Genomic DNA, 19,299 nt, shown 5'->3' with positions numbered 1-19,299 from the left:
TTTTACACCCACCGCCTTTTCACACTAGCCAAAACCCAATTTTATTTTTTTTAAATTTTCTAAAACCTTTTTAATATACGCTTGTTAGCTATACATAAATCATTAAATAGTTTGTTTGGTTAAGCCCACGGATGGATGTCAGTGGGCTATTTTCTTTTTAACGCTTTTTCATAACAGTTACCTCTAGCCATAAAACATTTAATCCAAAAGCCAAACAATTAGACAAGCCAAATCGTTATTAGCCAGATTTATTTGAAATTTTTACGCAATTGGCAACAGCATCAACTCCCAAATCTCGCTCTATTTTCAACCTGTCCAAGCTGTTATTGGTGTTTGGATTATCTTTGTTGCTGATTACCCAAGGCTACTTCGGCTACCAGCTACATCAATTATCGGAACGACAAGAACAATTGAAGCACGATTATTCGGAAATGAACAACATTATGCTTGGGCTTTTCTCGGTAGATCAATGGCAGGACAAAATCGAACTGATCATTAAAAAGCAAGTAAAGCAGCTTGATCTTAGTCCGCAGCAAAAAAAAGAATTGCAAAAGGAAATTGAAGCGGTAATTGTGGCACTTATAGACAAGGCTGAGGCAATGGTAACGCAGCCTAAGAAAAAATCGCTAAGAGGAAAATTAGTAAAATTTGCCGTTAAAAATTTTGTTAACGTTGATACCATTAAAAAGAAAGTACCCGGAATTGCCAGAACCATTTTGAAAAAAGTGGACAACCCTAGTACTAAACGAAAGCTGGGCGCAATGGCACTTGAAAAATTGGATGAGGTTGATGAAATTGCTTCTATCGATAGTACATTAACGGAAAACGCTCAAAAAGTAAATCAAATTTTCAAGCGTCACAACGTAAACACACCTGAGCAATTTAATAGCAAAGTTGATAAGGAGTTGCTTCAAATTAAAAAAACAACTTACACCTATTGTATTGCCATGCTTGCAGGTATTGTTGTATTTCTATTAGCTTGGTGGTTTTGCAGAGCCAAGAAGCATTTGCATGCGGCTTTATTTATCCTATCCCTAATTTTTGCTTTCATTTTGCTAGCGGTAGGTTTAACCGCCTCGATGATTGAAGTGGATGCCCGATTAAGCGCTATTAAATTTGTGCTGCTTGGCCAGGACATTGTATTTACAGACCAAGTACTGTTTTTCCAAAGCAAAAGCATTTTAGATGTGGTGATGATTTTGATCAGCGGCAGCGCCATAGATTCAATTTTAGTAGGTGTGCTGATTTTAATTTTCAGCATTCTATTTCCCGTAATGAAACTAAGCTCAACCGGGATTCATTTACTAGGCAGAAAAAAATTAGCAGAAAACAAGATAATCAAATACTTCGCTTTCCAATCTGGCAAGTGGAGCATGGCCGATGTGATTGTGATTGCCATACTAATGGCTTACATTGGGCTAAATGGCTTGCTAGAAACCCAACTTGCCAATCTGGATATCCCGGTGGATTCACTTACGCTTATTTCAACACATAACACCGCCTTACAACCTGGCTACATCATATTTATTGCTTTTGTACTTTTCGGATTGATTCTTTCGACCATCCTTAAGTTCATTAGCCCACATGATTCCCACGAATAACAGTTTAATTACATCACCCGCTAAAGCCCTAACACTTGACAACCGTTCAGCAACATCAAAAACAAAAGAAACACCTGATCCTACAAATTATTTTAATTGTGGGCTTAAGTGCTTTGTTAGCATTGGAAAGTTATTTCGGTTATCAGCTTTATGAACAATCCAAGCAGCAGGAGCAGCTAAAAGAAGATTATGCCATGATGAACAACATCACATTTGGCGTGTTTTCTGTGGATTTGTGGCGAGATAAAATAGCGACCATCGTAACCCAAAAAATTAAAGGCTACAAGGTAAGCAAGAAACAAAAACAAGAAATGCGTGAAGAAGTGGAACAGCAGCTACACGCTATGATTAACGAGGTGGTGAACGAGTTCGAGAAACCTCAAAAAGGATTGGGCAACAAGCTAAAAAAGTTTGCTTTTAAACAATTTGTAGACCCAAAGGAGCTGCATGAACAAGTCCCTTCTTTTGCGGCAACTATTATGCAACGCATTAACAGTCCACGTACTATTAAAAAACTTAAGGGCATTGCTACTACCGAGTTTAAGGAGCTTGCCGACCAAACTTATGACAGTACGATTAATGCTAAGATTAAAATGACCAGCCATCAGTTTAAAAAGTATTACGTAAGCAGTACGCCGGCATTTAACAAAAACCTCGAAACCAGATTTGAAAATATCCGTAAGGTTACCTACAACTATGCTTACGCTATGCTAGGATGTGTTGCAGCGGCATTATGTTTATGGCTTCCACTACGTAAAAAAGTATATCTTCATACGCCGCTGTTCATCATGTCGCTACTGTTTGCCTTAGCGCTTTTAATTGTGGGTGTAACAGTTTCTATTATTGAAGTTGATGCCCGACTTAATTCTCTGGAATTTATGCTAATGGGCGAAAAAGTCGCGTTCCAAAACCAAGTGTTATTTTTCCAAAGTAAAAGTATTTTAGGCATAGCCGAAGTTTTAATGCAGCAACCTAAACCCGATGCAGTGACTGTTGGCGTACTGATTATCCTATTTGTGATTATACTTCCCATTTTAAGATTTGCCGCTGGAGGAATTCACTTACTGTGCAAACCGCCAATTGCGGAGAACAAAGTAACCCGATATTTAGCATTTGAGGCTGGAAAATGGGACATGGCAGATGTAATGGTTGTAGGTATTTTGATGACTTACATTGGTTTAAACGGCATTTTGAAAAGTCAGCTTACCGATTTAAATATCAAGAGCGAAATGCTCAACACCTCCACCATCAACTACACCGCACTGCAGCCGGGATACATCATATTTGTGGGCTATGTAGCGTTTGCAATTATACTTTCTATACTGCTAAAAAGAATTTATTGCTATAGACATCCAGAGGAGTTTAAACAGGAGGATTTATCTACCAAAGCGCCAGAAAATGCGTAACTTGCAGGCATAGCCTTTTCTCCAAGGGCAGCCAATGATGTTGGCATAGTTATATTGCTGATATGCCATAACATTGGCATTCTAAAAAAATGGAACATGAAACATCAACACAAGCAAATACAAGCAGATACCGATTGTTGTAACACATCGCACCGTAATCCTACCAATGTAAAGCATAACGAACACCCTCACAACCACGAAGACGACGACGGACACAATCACGATCATGATGCCTCCGACAAGAGCAAGCTTCAACTATTTTTACCTGCAATAGTTTCTTTCTCGCTATTGGTTGTAGGGCTTGTGTTGGATCACCTCATCCACCCTACTTGGTTTCAAGGCTGGGTTCGTTTGGCATTGTATCTCGCAGCTTATCTTCCAGTAGGTATTCCAGTACTTAAAGATGCCTTGTATAGTATCAGCAAGGGAGATATTTTTTCGGAGTTTTTTTTGATGGGCATTGCTACACTTGGCGCCTTTGCCATTAAAGAATATCCAGAAGGTGTTGCCGTAATGCTATTTTATGCCGTGGGCGAAGTTTTTCAAACCTTAGCTGTAACTAAAGCAAAAGGAAACATCAAAGCTTTGCTTGACCAGCGACCGGATGAAGTGACGGTATTGGTAAATGGGATGCCGCAGTTGGCAAAAGCGAAAACGGTAGCCGTGGGCAGCATTATTCAATTAAAACCTGGCGAAAAACTAGCTTTAGATGGCGAATTAATTTCGGAAAGTGCAGCCTTTAACACCGCTGCCCTCACTGGCGAAAGCAAACCAGACACCAAGAAAAAAGGGAACTTGGTTTTGGCAGGAATGATTAACCTTAACACGCCTAGTCAACTCAAAGTAACTGCCGCTTATGAAGATAGTAAGCTGAGCAAAATATTGGAACTGGTTCAAAATGCAACCACACAAAAATCTACCACAGAACTTTTTATTAGAAGGTTTGCCAAAGTGTACACTCCAATTGTGGTTTTTCTGGCTCTTAGTATATGTTTGCTTCCTTATTTTTTTGTGGCCAACTACGTTTTTGTAGACTGGCTTTATAAGGCGTTGATTTTCTTAGTGATTTCCTGTCCGTGTGCTTTGGTAATTTCCATCCCCTTGGGTTATTTTGGCGGAATTGGAGCAGCAAGTAGAAATGGCATCTTGTTCAAAGGCGGCAATTTCATCGATATTTTAGCCAATATCAAGCAAGTAGTGATGGATAAAACCGGTACCCTAACCGCTGGCGTGTTCAAAGTGCAACAGGCTACCATTTTAGATGGTTTTGACAGAACTGAATTATTGAAATGGGTGAACGCCTTAGAAAGCAATAGCACCCATCCAGTAGCTACCGCAATTAGGAATTTTGTTGGCGAGGTTGACCATAGCGTAACTTTACATGAGGTGGAAGAAATAGCCGGACATGGGCTAAAAGCTAGCATAAATGGCAAGCCTTTTTTGGTCGGGAATTTTAGGTTGATGGACAAATTTAATATCAGTTATAACAAAGCGTTGAGCGATGTAATTTATACCGTTATCGCCATTGCTTATGATGGAAAATTTGCTGGCTATTTAACCATTGCCGATAACATTAAGCCTGATGCACCAAGGGCGATTAAACTGCTTCAACAATTGGGTATTAACGTTACCATGCTTAGTGGAGATAAAACTAGCGTGGTAAACGACGTAGCAAAGCAGTTAGGCATTAAGCAGGCTTTTGGTGATTTACTGCCTGAAGATAAGGTAGAGAAGGTGAAGGAACTAAAAAATCGTGGACTGGGAGTTGCCTTTGTTGGCGATGGGGTAAATGATGCACCGGTAGTTGCTTTAAGCGATGTGGGTATTGCAATGGGTGGCTTAGGCAGCGATGCTACGGTGGAAGCTGCAGATGTGGTTGTACAGGATGATATGCCTAGCAGAATCCCTGTTGCGATACAAATCAGCAAGCAGACAAAAAGAATTGTTTGGCAAAATATTGCTTTGGCATTTGGGGTGAAAGCCATTGTGCTTATTTTAGGCGCTGGAGGTTTAGCCACCATGTGGGAAGCTGTTTTTGCAGATGTTGGCGTAGCACTAGCAGCCATTTTAAATGCTGTTAGGATACAGCGAATGGAATTTTAAACTAGCAGAACAGCAATCTTCCACACTTTTGAAGCAAAAAAAATCCCGTCAGTTGCCTAACGGGATTTCCATTTCTTTTACGATGTTTATTTCGTTTTCAAAGTGCCATCTTCGTTTTTATTAACTACTGGGCGTTTTGGCACATTAGCCAATTCCCAAGCAGTAAAATAAACCAACTGCGCACGTTTAGCCAACATTGGGAAATCAATTTTGCTAACCTCGTCTCCTGGTTGGTGATAATCTTTATGTACTCCGTTAAAATAGAAGATTACCGGAATGCCATGTTTTGCGAAATTGTAGTGGTCAGAACGATAGTAAAAACGGTTAGGGTCAGTACGATTGTTGTACTTCTCATCTAAAACAATATTTACATAATCAGCGTTCGCTTTTTTACCAAGTTTATCCAAATCATCACTTAGCATATTTGATCCAATGATGTAAACAAAATTGTTATCGCCTGGGCGGCTATCATCACCACGACCAATCATATCAATATTTAAGTTAGTTATGGTATTTGCCAAAGGAAATACAGGATGTTCTGAATACCACTCAGAACCCCAAAGACCTTTCTCCTCACCACAAACTGTCATGAACAAAATACTACGTTTTGGTCCGTTACCAGCTTTTTTAGCTTTTGAAAAAGCTTCTGCCAACATTAAAACACCAGTAGTTCCAGAGCCATCATCATCAGCGCCATTGTTTACTTTGTCTGTTGCGTTAGCATCTTCATTTAAACCAATGTGATCGTAGTGACCAGTTACTACTAAAACTTCATCCTTCAATTTAGGATCCGAACCTTCTAAAAATCCTAAAACGTTATCTGCTTTGATATCTTCTTCTACCAATTTACCTGAAAAAGAAACAGGCACATTAAGTACCGTAGTAGCAGGCTTTAAAGTTTCTGCAATTTTTTTCCTTACCTCTGCCAAGTTGGTATTTGCAGCAGCCAATAATTGATTTGCTACTGCTGTACCTACAGTTACCACAGGCAAAGTGTTGGTGTTAGCTTTAGCATCGGTACGTTTTAAATCAGCGCTACCTGCAGTAAGAAATCCCTTAGTAACATCATTTAGGTTATCAACTCTTTCGTTAATTACTAAAACCCCTGCTGCTTTATTATCAATTAGGTATTTAATTTTAGCTTGTTGGCTACCTGCGCTGCTTTGTGTTCTGCGGTTAGTGCCAGCTTCTGGCGCTTTAGCCGTAGGATCACCCGTTGCAAAAATTAACACTACCTTTCCAGCAACATCAATCCCTGCATATTCGTTAAAATCTTCTTTACTTAAACCATAACCGGCAAAAATTACCGAAGAAGCCTTAACATTGAAACCTTTTGCAGGACTGCTTTGTGCTAAAACGTAGTAATCTTTCAAGTTTTCTTTGGTTTGCGAACCAACTACCAAAGATAAATCTGCCAGTTTTTTTGACGAGATGCCTACAGGCTGTAGGTAAGGATCTTTGCTGCCTTTAACCGGACCAACTAATCCAAAGCTTTGAAATTGTTTTTTGATATAATCTGCAGCCATCCAAGCACCTTTTTTTCCAGTCTCACGACCTTCATATTCATCGGATGCCAGAACAGAAAGATGTTGGTACGCCCTGTCTTTGTTGACAGTTGTACTGAATTTGATGGCATTTTTGTCTTGCGCCATCGCACCAAAACATAGCGCTAAGGCTAGTGAGGTGATTGCAAACTTTTTATTCATTTTTATTAGTTAAGGTTTGTTGGATGATGTTTTTAACAGGAAATTTTATTGACCCTATTGGCATGTCGGCCACCTTCAAAAGGTGTAGCTAGGAAAGTTTCAACCATTTCCTTTGCCAAATCAGCTGATACAAAACGAGCCGGGATACAAATAACGTTAGCGTTGTTATGTTGCCTAGAAAGCTTAGCAATTTCAGTTAGCCAGCTCACCGCAGCCCTTATGCCTTGATGTTTGTTGGCCGTAATAGCCACACCTTGTGCACTGCCGCAAACCAATACGCCAAAATCTGCTTCCCCTTTTTCAACCGCATTAGCCACTGGATGCGCAAAATCTGGATAATCAACTGAATCAAGCGAGTGCGTACCGAAATCCACTACTTCGTAGTTTGATAGGAACTCTTTTAAGATTTCCTTGTATTCAAAGCCGGCGTGATCAGCACCTATAGCTATTTTAAGTTGATTTGCTGTTGACATAGTTCAAAATTATATAGAATTACAGAGATTATTGCGTAAATATTTTGTTGTTTTTAGCAAGTTACTTCTTATCATAAAACGCTAACTCAGCCTTTTTCTTCTTTTTCTCAATATTTGCAGAAATCAAAATACTTAATTCATACAATAAGAACAATGGGAAAGCCACGATAAGCATGGTATACGGATCGGCGGTTGGTGTTACCACAGCTGCAATGATCAAAATTAAAACTGCTGCATACCTACGTGTAGAGCGCATGAATTTTGGTGTCATGATACCCAATTTCGACAAGATGTAGATAATTACAGGTAACTGGAAAATGATACCCGAGCCTAAAGTTAACGTAAGTACGGTGGATAGGTAAGATGAAATGGTAAACGTATTTTCGATGCTAGCATCAACAGTGTAGTTAATTAAAAAGTTGATAGATAACGGACAAATGATGTAGTAACCGAATAACAAACCTAAGGCAAACAACACCGATGCAAACGCCACAAAACCACTTGCCGATTTACGCTCGTTTTCCAACAAAGCAGGCTTAATGAAAAGCCAAAGTTCAAAAAGCAGGTAAGGTACGCCCAAAATTATACCTGCCATTACACAGGAATTCATTTGTAAGGTGAACTGCCCAGACATTTCGGTATTAATGATTTTTGCCTTAATGCTGGTAATACAAAATTCATTTCCTATGGACGGGAAAGCATCCACTAATTTGCACATCATGCGATAGGTCCAAAAATCAGCGTTTTTGGGTGCCATAATCACGTCATGCCAAATAAAATCGGTGAAGTAAAAAGCTACGCAAATTAAAACAACAATTACTGCTAAAGCTCTTAATAAATGTTTGCGTAATACATCTAAATGGTCAAAAAAGGACATTTCTGCCTCTAAGTTCTTGCCTTTATTTTTTATCGAATCGATTAAATCTTTTGCCTTATTGTCGCTCATTTTTTTGATTTAAAAACAAAAATACCATTCTATTTGATTAGAATGGTATTTACGATTAATTTCTGATAAAAGATTTACCTACTCCACAAAAAAGCTCTTGCTGAGTGGGCCAATTTTCACTTTAAATTCTCCCGGTTCAATTACCGAACGACCCTCCAAATTGGTAAAAGCGTAATCGGCTTTACTCAATTTAAAAGTTACCGTTTGTTTTTCGCCTGGCTTTAAATTGATTTTTTCGAAACCACGCAATCTTCTCGAATCTGGAGTTAAAGAAGCGTACAAATCGCTCAAGTAAATCTCCACCACTTCTTTTCCTTCTCTATTTCCGGTGTTGGTTACCTCTACCGACACGGTAATTTCTTGAGTCGCTTTAATTTTCTCGGCACTAATTTTAATGTTATCGTATTTAAAGCTGGTATAGCTTAAACCAAATCCAAATTCATATTGAGGGTTGTACTCCGCATCGTAATTATAAACCCCTTCCATTACCGTTCTATTTTCAGATGGCTTATGATTATAGCCCACTAACGAGTTAGGGAATTTAGGATAGTTGTAAGGCAATTTCCCGGACGGATTCACATCACCAAATAAGATATCAGCCAAAGCATCACCACCAAAATTACCTGGCAAATACGTTTGCAGTATCCCCGCCATTTTAGGTTCAAATTTACTGATGAGCCTTGGACGACCTTCGTTAAGCACTAAAATAATGGGTTTTCCCGTAGCTGCAAGTTTCAAAGCCAGTTGTGTCTGTAAATCGGACATGTACAAATCGCTCAAATTACCCGGGCTTTCGGTGTAAGAGTTTTCGCCTAAGCAAAGTACAATTGCATCTACATTTTGTGCAGCTTTTACCGCTTCTTCCGTTCCTTTATCAAACTCTTCGTAGTATTTACCATCCATTTTATAGCTTACTCCATCTACGAAAGTGATATTTTCTTTCCCAGCTTTATTACTCAAAGCTTCTAAAATGGTATTATATTTTCCTGCAAACTCCTCCACTTTTTCGCCTTGCCAAGAGTAAGTCCAGCCGCCATTTAAGGTACGCATAGAATTAGCATTTGGACCAGTTACCAAAAGTTTGGTGCCTTTTTTTAATGGCAAAAGATCATTGGTATTTTTTAACAGCGTGATAGATTCCGCTGCACTTTGATAAGCAACCTGCTCAAATTCTTTGCTGCCAAATTTTGGATATTGCTTGCTATCGTAAATTGCTTTTTCAAATAAACCTAGCTGATATTTCAATGTAAGAATGTGCGTTACAGCATCATCAATTCTGGTTTGCTTTACTTTCCCTTCCTTTACCAAAGCAATGAGGTTGTCACAAAATCTTTCGTAATCATAAGCAATCATCGACATATCAATTCCTGCATTAATGGCTAACATGATTGCCTCTTTGTGGTCTTTCGCCACACGGTCTCTTGTGTAAAGGTTTTCAATATCTCCCCAATCGGTTACGATTAGTCCTTTGAAACCTAACTCGTTCCTTAGTAGTTTAGTAAGCAGGTTATAATTGGCGTGAACTGGCACACCATTGATAATCCCCGAATTGATCATGATGCTATGTGCACCGGCTTCAATTGCTGCTTTGAACGGCGGCAAATGCATATCTCTCAACACGTGATCCGGAATGTAGGCTGGTGTACGATCTTTTCCAGAAGAAGCGACTTGGTAACCCAAAAAGTGTTTCAAACAGGAAGCCACTTTGTAAGGATCAGCAATGTTGTTACCCTCCATGCCTTTTACCATTTGCAGGCCAAGCTCTTTGATCAAGTAAGGATCTTCACCAAAAGTTTCCCACTGACGAGGGAAGCGAGGATCAGGAGCCACATCCAATACCGGAGAAAAATTCCAAGGAATGCCGCTTGCTCTTGTTTCATAGGCTGTAATTTCGGCACCTTTATACACCAAAGCACGGTTGCGTGTTGCTGCCTGTCCAATTTGCTGTGGGAACATGGTAGCGCCAGCAGTGTAAGTAGTACCATGTACGGCATCAATACCGTAAAGCACTGGAATGTTAAGACGTCCTTTACCTGTTTCCTGTATTTTATTAATGAGTTGATGCCAAACCTCAACACTACGTGCCCTGTTATTGGCGGTATTTAAAATGGAACCAACTTTGTACTTTACCAAGGCATGTTGCAGCTGCTGCTCATTTAAACTCACGGGTTCATAGCTGCTGAACCTATCTTTCCCGTTAGTAACTACATCAAGCGTAATTTGTGCCATTTGACCTACTTTTTCCTCCAAGGTCATTTTAGCTAGTAAAGCTTTTACCTTTTGGTCAATAGCAGGATCCGTTTTTTGCTGCGCTATCGAAAAAAGAGATAGCGTTAACATAGGCAGGGTTAAAAGAATTTTTCTCATTCCTAGTTCAGTTTTATTCAATTAAGGTTTTTTGTGCTTTTGATTTACGCTTAGGCAAATTAACGAACGGCGCTTGGGCCCTTCGTTGACATTTTAGGGACGGTATGAAGATCTCAAAAAATGCGTTGTATAACTTTATTGGAATACACGTACGTAATCCACAATATACTTTTGAGGGAAAACCGTACTGGCATTAGGGCTGCCTGGCCAATTACCTCCAACAGCAAGGTTAATTAACAGAAAAAATGGTTTTTTAAATTCATCGGTAGCCGCTGAACTAGAATCAAAAGTGTAATACTCTTGGTTATCGATATACCATTTCAAAGAAGTTTCGGTCCAAACCAAAGAAAAAACATGGAATTTGTCGTAAAAATCGCCACTTGGCAAAGTGTATGATTTACCGATGTACTTATGGCCTCCATCTTCGTAATGCACCGTACCGTGAACGGTATTATCCTTCCCGGCACCTCCGCCAACCATTTCCATGATATCAATTTCACCACATAAAGGCCAATTAACCGTGGTAATATTAGCTCCTAGCGCCCAAAATGCGGGCCAAATGCCTTGCCCTTTAGGTAGCTTCGCCCTAAAATCAACCCGACCGTAAAGGAAGGTTTTTTTATCTTGAGTTTTGATCCGTGATGAAGTATACTCACGGCCACTGAAGTTTTCTTTCCTAGCGGTAATGGTTAAATAACCGCCACTTACTTTGGTATTTTCTTCTCTGTAAAACTGAAGTTCGTTATTGCCCCAACCATTGGCACCATTGCCTTGTTCGAAAGTCCAGTATCTACTGTCTAATGCAGTACCATTGAACTCATCTTGCCAAACCAAGGTCATTCCTGGGTAGGTTTCTGGAGAGATGTAGCCCGTATTATCAATGGCGTCATTTTTATCCACCGTAATCTGCTTACTAAGGGTAATAGATTTATCGCTAGTAGAATAAGCAGTTACTTTAACGGTATAGGTGCCGCCCTCGGCATAAACCGTTGAAGCATTTCCATCACTAGATCGAATGCTTTCGTTACTTCCTTGCCCAAAGGTGAAAAAGTAGCGATCGGCATTATCTGCTTTAGCAACAAAATCAACTCTTCCCGAACCATCAGTACTTACGTTCGCCGTAAGTTGTAGGTTGCTAGGTTCCACAGCGCTAGCCTGTTTTTTACAGCTTAAATTAACTGTAATTAATATCAGGGCTACCAAATAATTTTTGATCAAGAAACTTCTTTTCATATTGCTGAATTGAAAGTGTAAACGGTTGGATTATTTTACAAAGAACGGAATGTTTGCCGTAGCAACTTTATTTTTTCCATCCTGAACATATATAAATAAACGATATGCTCCAGTTTTTGCCGGAGAAACGATTTTAATTTTTCCTTTTCCTAAATCGGTATAAGCTAATTTGAGGGCTTCAGGTTTATCTTCATGATCGCCACCCTCACCTACTTTGGTAGCCTCAGGTAACAATTCCCAACGATAATTCAAGGTGTCACCATTTGGATGCATTGCCATTACCTCAGCCTCATAACTAGAGTTAGGCTGCAAATAAATACTATGTTGTGCCTGCTGCTTGTTTAAAACGAAACCGTATACATGTGGTGCTTTGTTTTTAGGGAAAGTGCCTGTCCATAAATACTGCATGGCGTCAATTACTTCACTTTCTTGGCCTTTGGCAGTAAATAAACCGTACCAAGTTGGCGTACGTTCTTGCTTTTGTCCCCATAAAAACACATAGGAACCTAAACAATTTGCTTTATCACGTTCAACACCGTAATGATACCTACTTTTATAAACCGCAGCTTTTTCACTGCTAGTTTCTTCAACTGGGGCGTTCCAATCAGTTTGCAAACCTTCCCAGTGACCTGTTGGACCCCATTCGGTAACCAGATAAGCACCTGCCCATCCAGCGGCTTTCACTTTTGCAGGTAATTCTGCCAAGCCGCCATACGTATTGATAGATAGCAAATCAATAGCTGGTGTTTTTGCTTTGATATGCTCAATTTCTTTTTTGTTGATGCCTGCTAGTACTGTAGTTGCCAAATGATTAGGATCTACCTCGTGAATCATTTGAGCAATGTCATTTACTGCATCCCAAACTTTAGGGTTTTTATAGGATAGATTTAGTTCGTTGCCTATGCCCCAACATAGCAACGCAGGATGATCTTTGTATTTCAATACTTCTGCTTTTACCCTATCAAACTGCTTTTTTACTGCCACTGAATCGTTGTAGTCAAAGCCATGTCTTTCAGGGGTAACGGGTAGGCCCATCATTACGGTCAAACCGTTTTTTTGAGCTGAATCTAAAATATTTTTTGCATCGTTTGTACTCCAAGTACGAACAGAGTTACCACCATATTGCGCCACTTTGTAATAATAAGAAGTACCGCCAGCACCTTTCACGTAGTATGGTTTACCGCCACGAAGCAGCTCATAGCCAGTTGCCGTTTTTTTAAGTTCTACTTTTATTGCTTGAGTGGGTTCTATTTTATGGTTTGAGGCCTTTGCATTTCCACCAAAACTTAAACATAAAATTAAAACACTGTAGATTATTCGTTGCATGCGATCTGTATATGAGCTTAAAATGATTTTCTTCCCTGGCGCTTAGCTACTATGCTAAACACCGGGAAGAAAATCTGATTGATTAAATTTGCTATGGATTAGGCGTTAATTTCCTATTTCTTTCGATCTCAATTTGAGGAATTGGGAATAGGTTATAACTTTCTTTATAAACCCTGTTTTCAAGCAAGGCACGTCTGTTATAAGTTAATGTTCCATCAGCATTTTTGATGATGTTCATTCTATAAATTGGGCCATTAAAATAGGTCATACCTAATTTCCAACGACGAACATCGTAAACGCGGTGCTCTTCAAAACAAAGCTCTACCCTACGCTCATTGCGAATTTTATCTCTTAAAGTGGCTTGAGTAAATGTTCTAGGTAGCGCCGGTTGTCCTGCTCTAGCCCTTACTGCATCTAGTGCGTCATAAACAGTTCCATCAGGCCCGCTGAATTCGTTTCTAGCTTCAGCATAATTTAAAAGCACCTCAGCATAACGCATGTAAATCCAGTCGTTATCACCACCTTGGTAAACAGCATCACTGGTTAAGTACCTGTCGTCAATAAATTTACGCAAGCCGTAACCGGTTTTGGTTCTATCACCATTGGTACGCTCAGCTGCATTTCCATCGGGGAAAACCGATAAATCAGCACTTTGGAAAGTTTCAACGGTAAAGCCTTTGAACTGTGATCCGTTGAAAAGCATCGATCTGTCCAACCTGCTATCTCTGTTAGCGTAAGGATTTTGCTCATCATAACCAGAACCTGGTTGATCAGGCAACAATCCATTTTTCATTTCATAACTATCTACCAAGTTTTGAGTAGCGTGGAAAGCACCCCAAGCACCCCAAGGATTTGGACGAATACTCATGTGCAACATCCAAGCGGTTTGGTGTGTACGACCCGGACGAGCGAATTTCTTTGCAAAAATCACTTCTTTATTGCCGGTTTTGGTCATAAACAACTGGTAGTAATCAGGATATAAGCTATAAGTTGCAGGAGCTAAAGCCATTACTTGTTGTGCTGCCTTAGCTGCATCATCCCAACGGCTTAAAGTGTTTCCTGGATTATTCAAAGGACTGGCATAAAACAATAATGTGCGAGCTTTCAATGCCAATGCAGCACCTTTAGTTGCTCTGCCTAAATCAGCAGCATCTGGATAGCTAGGAGCTAAAACTGCAGCTGCTTCATCACATTCCTTTACAATAAAGGCAACACATTCTGCATACGTATTTCTAGGCACTTCTAAATCATCATTAACGCCTTGCTCCACCGTAATTAATGGCACACCACCGAAAGCTTTTATCAGCTCGGCATAAGCAAATGCCCTTAAAAACTTCGTTTCAGCTTTTAAACGAGCTTTAAGCGCTGTATTTGTAGTTGGAACACCATCAATACGAGCAATTAAGGTATTTGCTTTTCTAATTAAAGCATAGTTAGCAGCCCACATTTGGGTACCTTCAGAAAATTGAGAGTTCAAATCACCTGCTTGCACTTTATTCAGTGGCAAATCGTTGTGGCCTTCAATGTCATCGGTCATCATATCCAACAACGAAAACCCTGACGCCCAACCTTCGGTCCAACCAAAATCACGACGCTCAAAACCACTCAACAGCGATCCGTAAATATCGTTTACAAATTGATTGGTAAGTGTAATATCTTGAAAAACCGCTACGTCAGACACGAAATCTATCGGTTTGATATCTAGTAGATCTTTTTTACAAGAGAAAGTTGCTGTCGCAAGCATTAGTGCGCCAATCAACCATTTATGTTTTTTATTAATCATTTCTTTTCTATTTAATTGATTAAATCAAATCCCCTTAAAACTGAATGTTTACACCAAAAGTGTAGGTTTTTTGTTGTGGATAATACCTACCGATGCCGTTGGTGTTTTCAGGGTCGAGGTTAAGTAAATCAGTAATGGTGAACAAGTTTTGTCCCTGTGCGTAAATCCTTAAGTTTTTTGCACCAATTTTAGTTAACACTTTGTTTTTTAAGGTGTAAGCAAACTCTACGTTTTTCAAACGGATATAGCTAGAGTTTTGTAGCCAGAAGCTGCTTACTAAATAGTTGTTACCATTGGTGTTAAGGGTTAAACGAGGCAGTGGAGCATCCGGGCGTGCTGGAGTCCAACGATCTAGCCACTCGGCATTTACACGGCCGCCATTATGGAAAGCCCAGGCTGCATTTTGCGTTAACAATTGTTGCGATTGTGCTGCACCTTGTAATAAGAAATTTAATTCAAACCCCTTGAAGTTTACACCTCCGTTAATGCCATATAAAATTTGTGGCAATGTACCGTTACCTAAATATGTGATATCGAAATCATCAATTACACCGTCTGGGATACCATTTGGACCGCTGATATCTTCATATTTAATATCACCAGGGCCAGTAGAGTTCAAGAAAGCAGTTGGCTTAGGCGAAGCTGCGTAATCTGCTGCATCTCTGAAAATTCCAACGGCTTTGTAACCATAGTACCCACCGTTTGGACGGCCAGTGATACGCTTTCCTTCTGGGATATTTGACGCTTCTGCTGCTTCAATAATTTTATTTTTTGCGTAAGTGAAGTTACCACCAATAAAATATGACCAATCAGCCGACAATTGTTTGTTGTGATTTAATACCAATTCCAAACCTTTGTTTTCTACGATACCGATATTTTCGCTAGGCAAAGCAGCACCAAAACTTAATGGTACCGATAGTGATCTGGTAGCCAAGATATCTTTACGGCGCTCTTTAAATAAAGTGAAATCAACACTTAACTGGTTTTTAAACAATTTAGCTTCAATACCAGCATCCATTTTAATGGAAGTTTCCCAAGTTAAGTTTTCATTGGCAATGGCACCCGGTGTTAAACCTGTATTTGGCACACCTCCAAATGGATAAGCATTTGGCACCAAGTTGTAGCGATTGTAGTAACCAAAACGACTAGGGATACGATCACTACCCAAAGTACCGTAAGAAGCTTTAAGTTTTAAGAAATCCACAAACTTCACATTTTGCATGAAGCTTTCTCTGGTGATTAACCAACCAGCAGAAAATGCTGGAAAGTAACCTACTCTTTCTTTTGGAGCAAAGTTCTCCGACTCATCTCTTCTTAAACTTGCTTGGAATAGGTATTTGCCATCGAAATCATAGTTTAAACGGAATGCGGCACTTCTTAACGCAGTTTTACTTTCGCCATCACTTAAAACTTCATTTAAAGCTGGACCAAAATTCAAGATTTGTAATGCCGAGCTTTCGTATGAATTTCTTGCACCGTAAATACCAGTACCTTGATTTTCTTTTTGCAATACCAAGGCTAACGCAGAAATACCGTGTTTACCAAAGCGTCTGTCATAGTTGATGTGACCTTGTAACTCCAAACCTTGACCTTCACCATATCCTTTAGATAAAGATGATTTAGATTGTGCGCTAACGGTGTACGTACCATCAGCATTGCGGATGTACAATGGCACCCATTGGTTCCAAATTTTATTATAGTTGAAGTTTCTATCGAAAGCTAAAACACCTTTGATCGAAAGCCCTTCCACACCTGGAATTTGTTGAACAACTTGGAAATTACTTAAAAAATAATTGGATGAGTTTCTATTGTATCCACTTTCTTCGCTAATTAAAGCCAATGGATTTGGATAAACACCTGGAGCAGCCAATAAACCATTTGAAAACCTTGCCGGGAAAATCGGCGGGTTACGCATAGTGTGCTCAAATATGTTGTCGATACTTGCTGGTGGAGATTGTTTGTTTTCCATCCTAGCAGATAAATCAACTGATATTTTAGTGGTAGAAGTAGCCTGAATATCCAAGTTGGTTCTAACGTTATAACGACGATAGTTCAACGAGCTGTACAAACCATCTTCATCTAAATAACCAAATGAAGTGAAGTATTTGGTTTTTTCTGAACCTCCAGATAAAGAAAGGTTGTGTTGCATTCTTGGTGCAGTACCCCCTAAAACTAAATCCATCCAATTGGTATTTGGATTTACGTCAGGATCGTTTCCGTTTCTAAAAGACTCTAACCTGTCCAAAGAAAACTCTGGCGTAGCGTTAGGGTTATCATTTAATTTCGCTTCGTTATACAAAACAGCATACTCATACGAACCTAAGGCATCTGGCAACCTGGTTACTTGAGAAAAACCGTAGTTAAATGAATAGTTAGCACTTAACTGACCAGCTTTACCTCTTTTGGTAGTCACTAAAACAACACCGTTAGCACCTTTTACCCCAAAAATTGCAGCAGAAGAAGCATCTTTCAGTATACTTACACTTTCAATTTCGTTAGGATCCATTTGACCGAAATCACGCCCTGAGCGTACAATTCCATCAATTACAAATAAAGGCTCCATGGTACCGCCACCAAAAGTAGAGTTACCTCTGATATAGATTTGAGTTGCATCAGCACCAGGCTCGCCCGATGGCTGTTTGGTAATTACACCTGGTGTACGGCCCGCCAAAGCGTTACTTAAATCGCCCACTGGTGTTTGCACCAACTGCTTGCTGTTAACCGTAGCTACCGAACCGGTAACGTTACTTCTCTTTTGGCTACCGAAACCTACAATTACCACATCATTTAACGAATTTGCAGCCTCATCAAGCGTTACATTAATTGTTTCTGATTTAGTGATTAAAAACTCCTGGGTGGTCATTCCGATAAAAGAGAACACCAAAGTAGTTCCGGCTTTCGGCACCGTAATGGCATATTTACCATCAGTACCTGTAGAAACCCCATTGGTTGTACCCTTAATTACTACGGACACCCCGGGAATCTCTTTTCCTAGCTTATCTTTCACCGTACCCGATACACTAATGCTCTGCGCAAAAGCTTCCGGCAAGGCCAAAGAAAAAACCAGTAATACGATCAATAGTCGAAATCTTTTCATATTTATATTTGGCTTTAATTAATAATAATGCGGCTATTTTTTAACGAATCTCATTTGGTGCACTACCTCATTTGATTTGCCTGAACGTAAAATCATTTCGTTGGCCGAAATAGAAATGATACGGTAATTATTGGATGATACATCAGTTACGCCAATGAACCTATCAGGAGGGTTGCCCGGGATAGTAATGGTAGCAATACCTGCCCCTTGCACTGTAGTGCTAAAAGTAAAAGCCACATCGTATGACCTATCCGTACCGCAATTGTAGTTAGGCGCTACGTTACCGCCATTAAAAGTTTGCCCGTTTGCTTTGTAGCTCAATTTGAAAGCATTGTTAGCGAAAGAGAAAGTGTAATCATCATCTACTTGACAACCAGCCAATGCACCACCACCAAAATATTCAGCAGGGTTGTTTTCCGTTCCTACAGTAATGGGCGCAGCAGAATTTGGGTCTAATTTCCAAGCATGTGCCGTAAGCAATTGATAGGTTGCATTGTTGAGCGTTGGTGTAAAATCGTCTTGATCAACAACAATTGGCTGTGTTGCGATGTCGTAGCCACCTTCACCGTAAGCATACAATTTAACATTGTAAGTACCTTTTGAAATAAAATAAGCTTCGGTTGAAGCACCTGCCGATTTTGCACCATCGTTCAACCCGAAATCCCATTGGTAGCGGTAGGCGTTTTGAGAAGTGCTCTCTAACAAGTAAGTGTTTACTTTTCCCTGCACTTTGGTTACCTTGAAAGATGCCTTGGCAGGAGTTCCTAGTTTGCTGGCATAGTCTTCATCTTTACAGCCCCAGCTGAAAAAACAGAACAGTGCAACCAGCGTCAGACATTGATGTCTTACAAATGACTTCTTATTCATACAATTTAATTTTGGTTAATTGATACCTAGAATTATTTCCGCTCGTTTTGTTAATAGCAAACGGTGTTTTTCCAGCTATTCGTTTCACAAATATTGGATTAAAATAAAGCTACACCCAAAAAAAGCACCTGCACAAAACCACAACAAACGTCAAAAAAATTAAAGCCAATTACACACAAGCAACTGAAAAACAAAACATTAATTACCTATACACGGGGTACTACAAAAATCATTATCTAGTAATTGTTCAATTATTTGTTGAAGGAGTTCATTAAAAGATAAAATGTATCTAATTTAGTTGTATAAATAGGTAAAATACTGTTCGGTTTAAATTGCCTATTTATGGCATAACATTATATAACCAATCCAAACTCTCAGAAATAGTTGTTGC

Annotated in this window: 12 protein-coding genes; 3 read left to right on the top strand and 9 right to left on the bottom strand. The window is 39.6% G+C overall.

Annotated features, from left to right (window positions below; translation table 11 throughout):
* The first annotated feature begins 269 nt into the window (after positions 1 to 269).
* The 3 genes from DUT68_RS07670 (at position 270) to DUT68_RS07660 (ending at position 5,110) form a co-directional block, all read left to right on the top strand.
* Entirely contained in the window at positions 270 to 1,601 is a 1,332-nt protein-coding gene (locus DUT68_RS07670) for a paraquat-inducible protein A (protein ID WP_113637221.1), read from the top strand.
* Between the two features lie 35 nt (positions 1,602 to 1,636).
* Positions 1,637 to 3,007 (top strand): paraquat-inducible protein A, encoded by a 1,371-nt coding sequence (locus DUT68_RS07665; RefSeq protein WP_113637220.1) that lies wholly within the window; start codon positions 1,637 to 1,639, stop codon positions 3,005 to 3,007.
* A 96-nt stretch (positions 3,008 to 3,103) separates the two neighbouring features.
* Complete coding sequence (locus tag DUT68_RS07660; RefSeq protein ID WP_113637218.1) at positions 3,104 to 5,110, top strand: heavy metal translocating P-type ATPase; 2,007 nt, start codon at positions 3,104 to 3,106, stop codon at positions 5,108 to 5,110.
* An 86-nt stretch (positions 5,111 to 5,196) separates the two neighbouring features.
* On the opposite strand, the gene DUT68_RS07655 is transcribed toward DUT68_RS07660, so the two are convergent.
* From DUT68_RS07655 to DUT68_RS07615, 9 genes are all read right to left on the bottom strand, one after another.
* Positions 5,197 to 6,816 carry a M28 family peptidase gene (locus DUT68_RS07655; RefSeq protein ID WP_113637217.1) on the bottom strand — a complete coding sequence of 540 codons (1,620 nt, stop codon included), beginning with the start codon at positions 6,814 to 6,816 and terminating at the stop codon, positions 5,197 to 5,199.
* A 32-nt stretch (positions 6,817 to 6,848) separates the two neighbouring features.
* The gene (gene rpiB, locus DUT68_RS07650) at positions 6,849 to 7,289 is read right to left on the bottom strand and encodes a ribose 5-phosphate isomerase B (RefSeq protein WP_113637214.1); all 441 of its coding nucleotides are present in this window, start codon (positions 7,287 to 7,289) and stop codon (positions 6,849 to 6,851) included.
* A 61-nt stretch (positions 7,290 to 7,350) separates the two neighbouring features.
* A complete protein-coding gene (gene tatC, locus DUT68_RS07645) occupies positions 7,351 to 8,235 on the bottom strand; it encodes a twin-arginine translocase subunit TatC (RefSeq protein ID WP_113637212.1) in 885 nt (294 codons plus the stop codon).
* A 78-nt stretch (positions 8,236 to 8,313) separates the two neighbouring features.
* On the bottom strand, positions 8,314 to 10,602 hold the full coding sequence (locus DUT68_RS07640; protein ID WP_113637582.1) for a glycoside hydrolase family 3 N-terminal domain-containing protein: 2,289 nt from the start codon (positions 10,600 to 10,602) through the stop codon (positions 8,314 to 8,316).
* Positions 10,603 to 10,737: 135 nt separating this feature from the next.
* Complete coding sequence (locus DUT68_RS07635) at positions 10,738 to 11,835, bottom strand: family 16 glycosylhydrolase (protein ID WP_113637210.1); 1,098 nt, start codon at positions 11,833 to 11,835, stop codon at positions 10,738 to 10,740.
* Between the two features lie 30 nt (positions 11,836 to 11,865).
* Positions 11,866 to 13,161 (bottom strand): glycoside hydrolase 5 family protein, encoded by a 1,296-nt coding sequence (locus tag DUT68_RS18315; RefSeq protein ID WP_157960797.1) that lies wholly within the window; start codon positions 13,159 to 13,161, stop codon positions 11,866 to 11,868.
* A 91-nt stretch (positions 13,162 to 13,252) separates the two neighbouring features.
* A complete protein-coding gene (locus DUT68_RS07625; RefSeq protein WP_113637209.1) occupies positions 13,253 to 14,944 on the bottom strand; it encodes a RagB/SusD family nutrient uptake outer membrane protein in 1,692 nt (563 codons plus the stop codon).
* Positions 14,945 to 14,978: 34 nt separating this feature from the next.
* Positions 14,979 to 18,041: a SusC/RagA family TonB-linked outer membrane protein gene (locus tag DUT68_RS07620; RefSeq protein ID WP_113637208.1), complete on the bottom strand. Its 3,063-nt coding sequence runs from the start codon at positions 18,039 to 18,041 to the stop codon at positions 14,979 to 14,981.
* 33 nt (positions 18,042 to 18,074) lie between these two features.
* Positions 18,075 to 18,908, bottom strand: a complete 834-nt coding sequence (locus DUT68_RS07615) for a PKD domain-containing protein (RefSeq protein ID WP_113637206.1) — start codon at positions 18,906 to 18,908, stop codon at positions 18,075 to 18,077.
* Positions 18,909 to 19,299 lie beyond the last annotated feature (391 nt).

The organism is Pedobacter zeaxanthinifaciens (genome assembly GCF_003313335.1).
Classification (GTDB): Bacteria; Bacteroidota; Bacteroidia; order Sphingobacteriales; family Sphingobacteriaceae; genus Pedobacter; species Pedobacter zeaxanthinifaciens.
The sequence above is the reverse complement of the archived record's forward strand: the minus strand, read 5'-3'. Positions and strand labels throughout refer to the sequence as shown.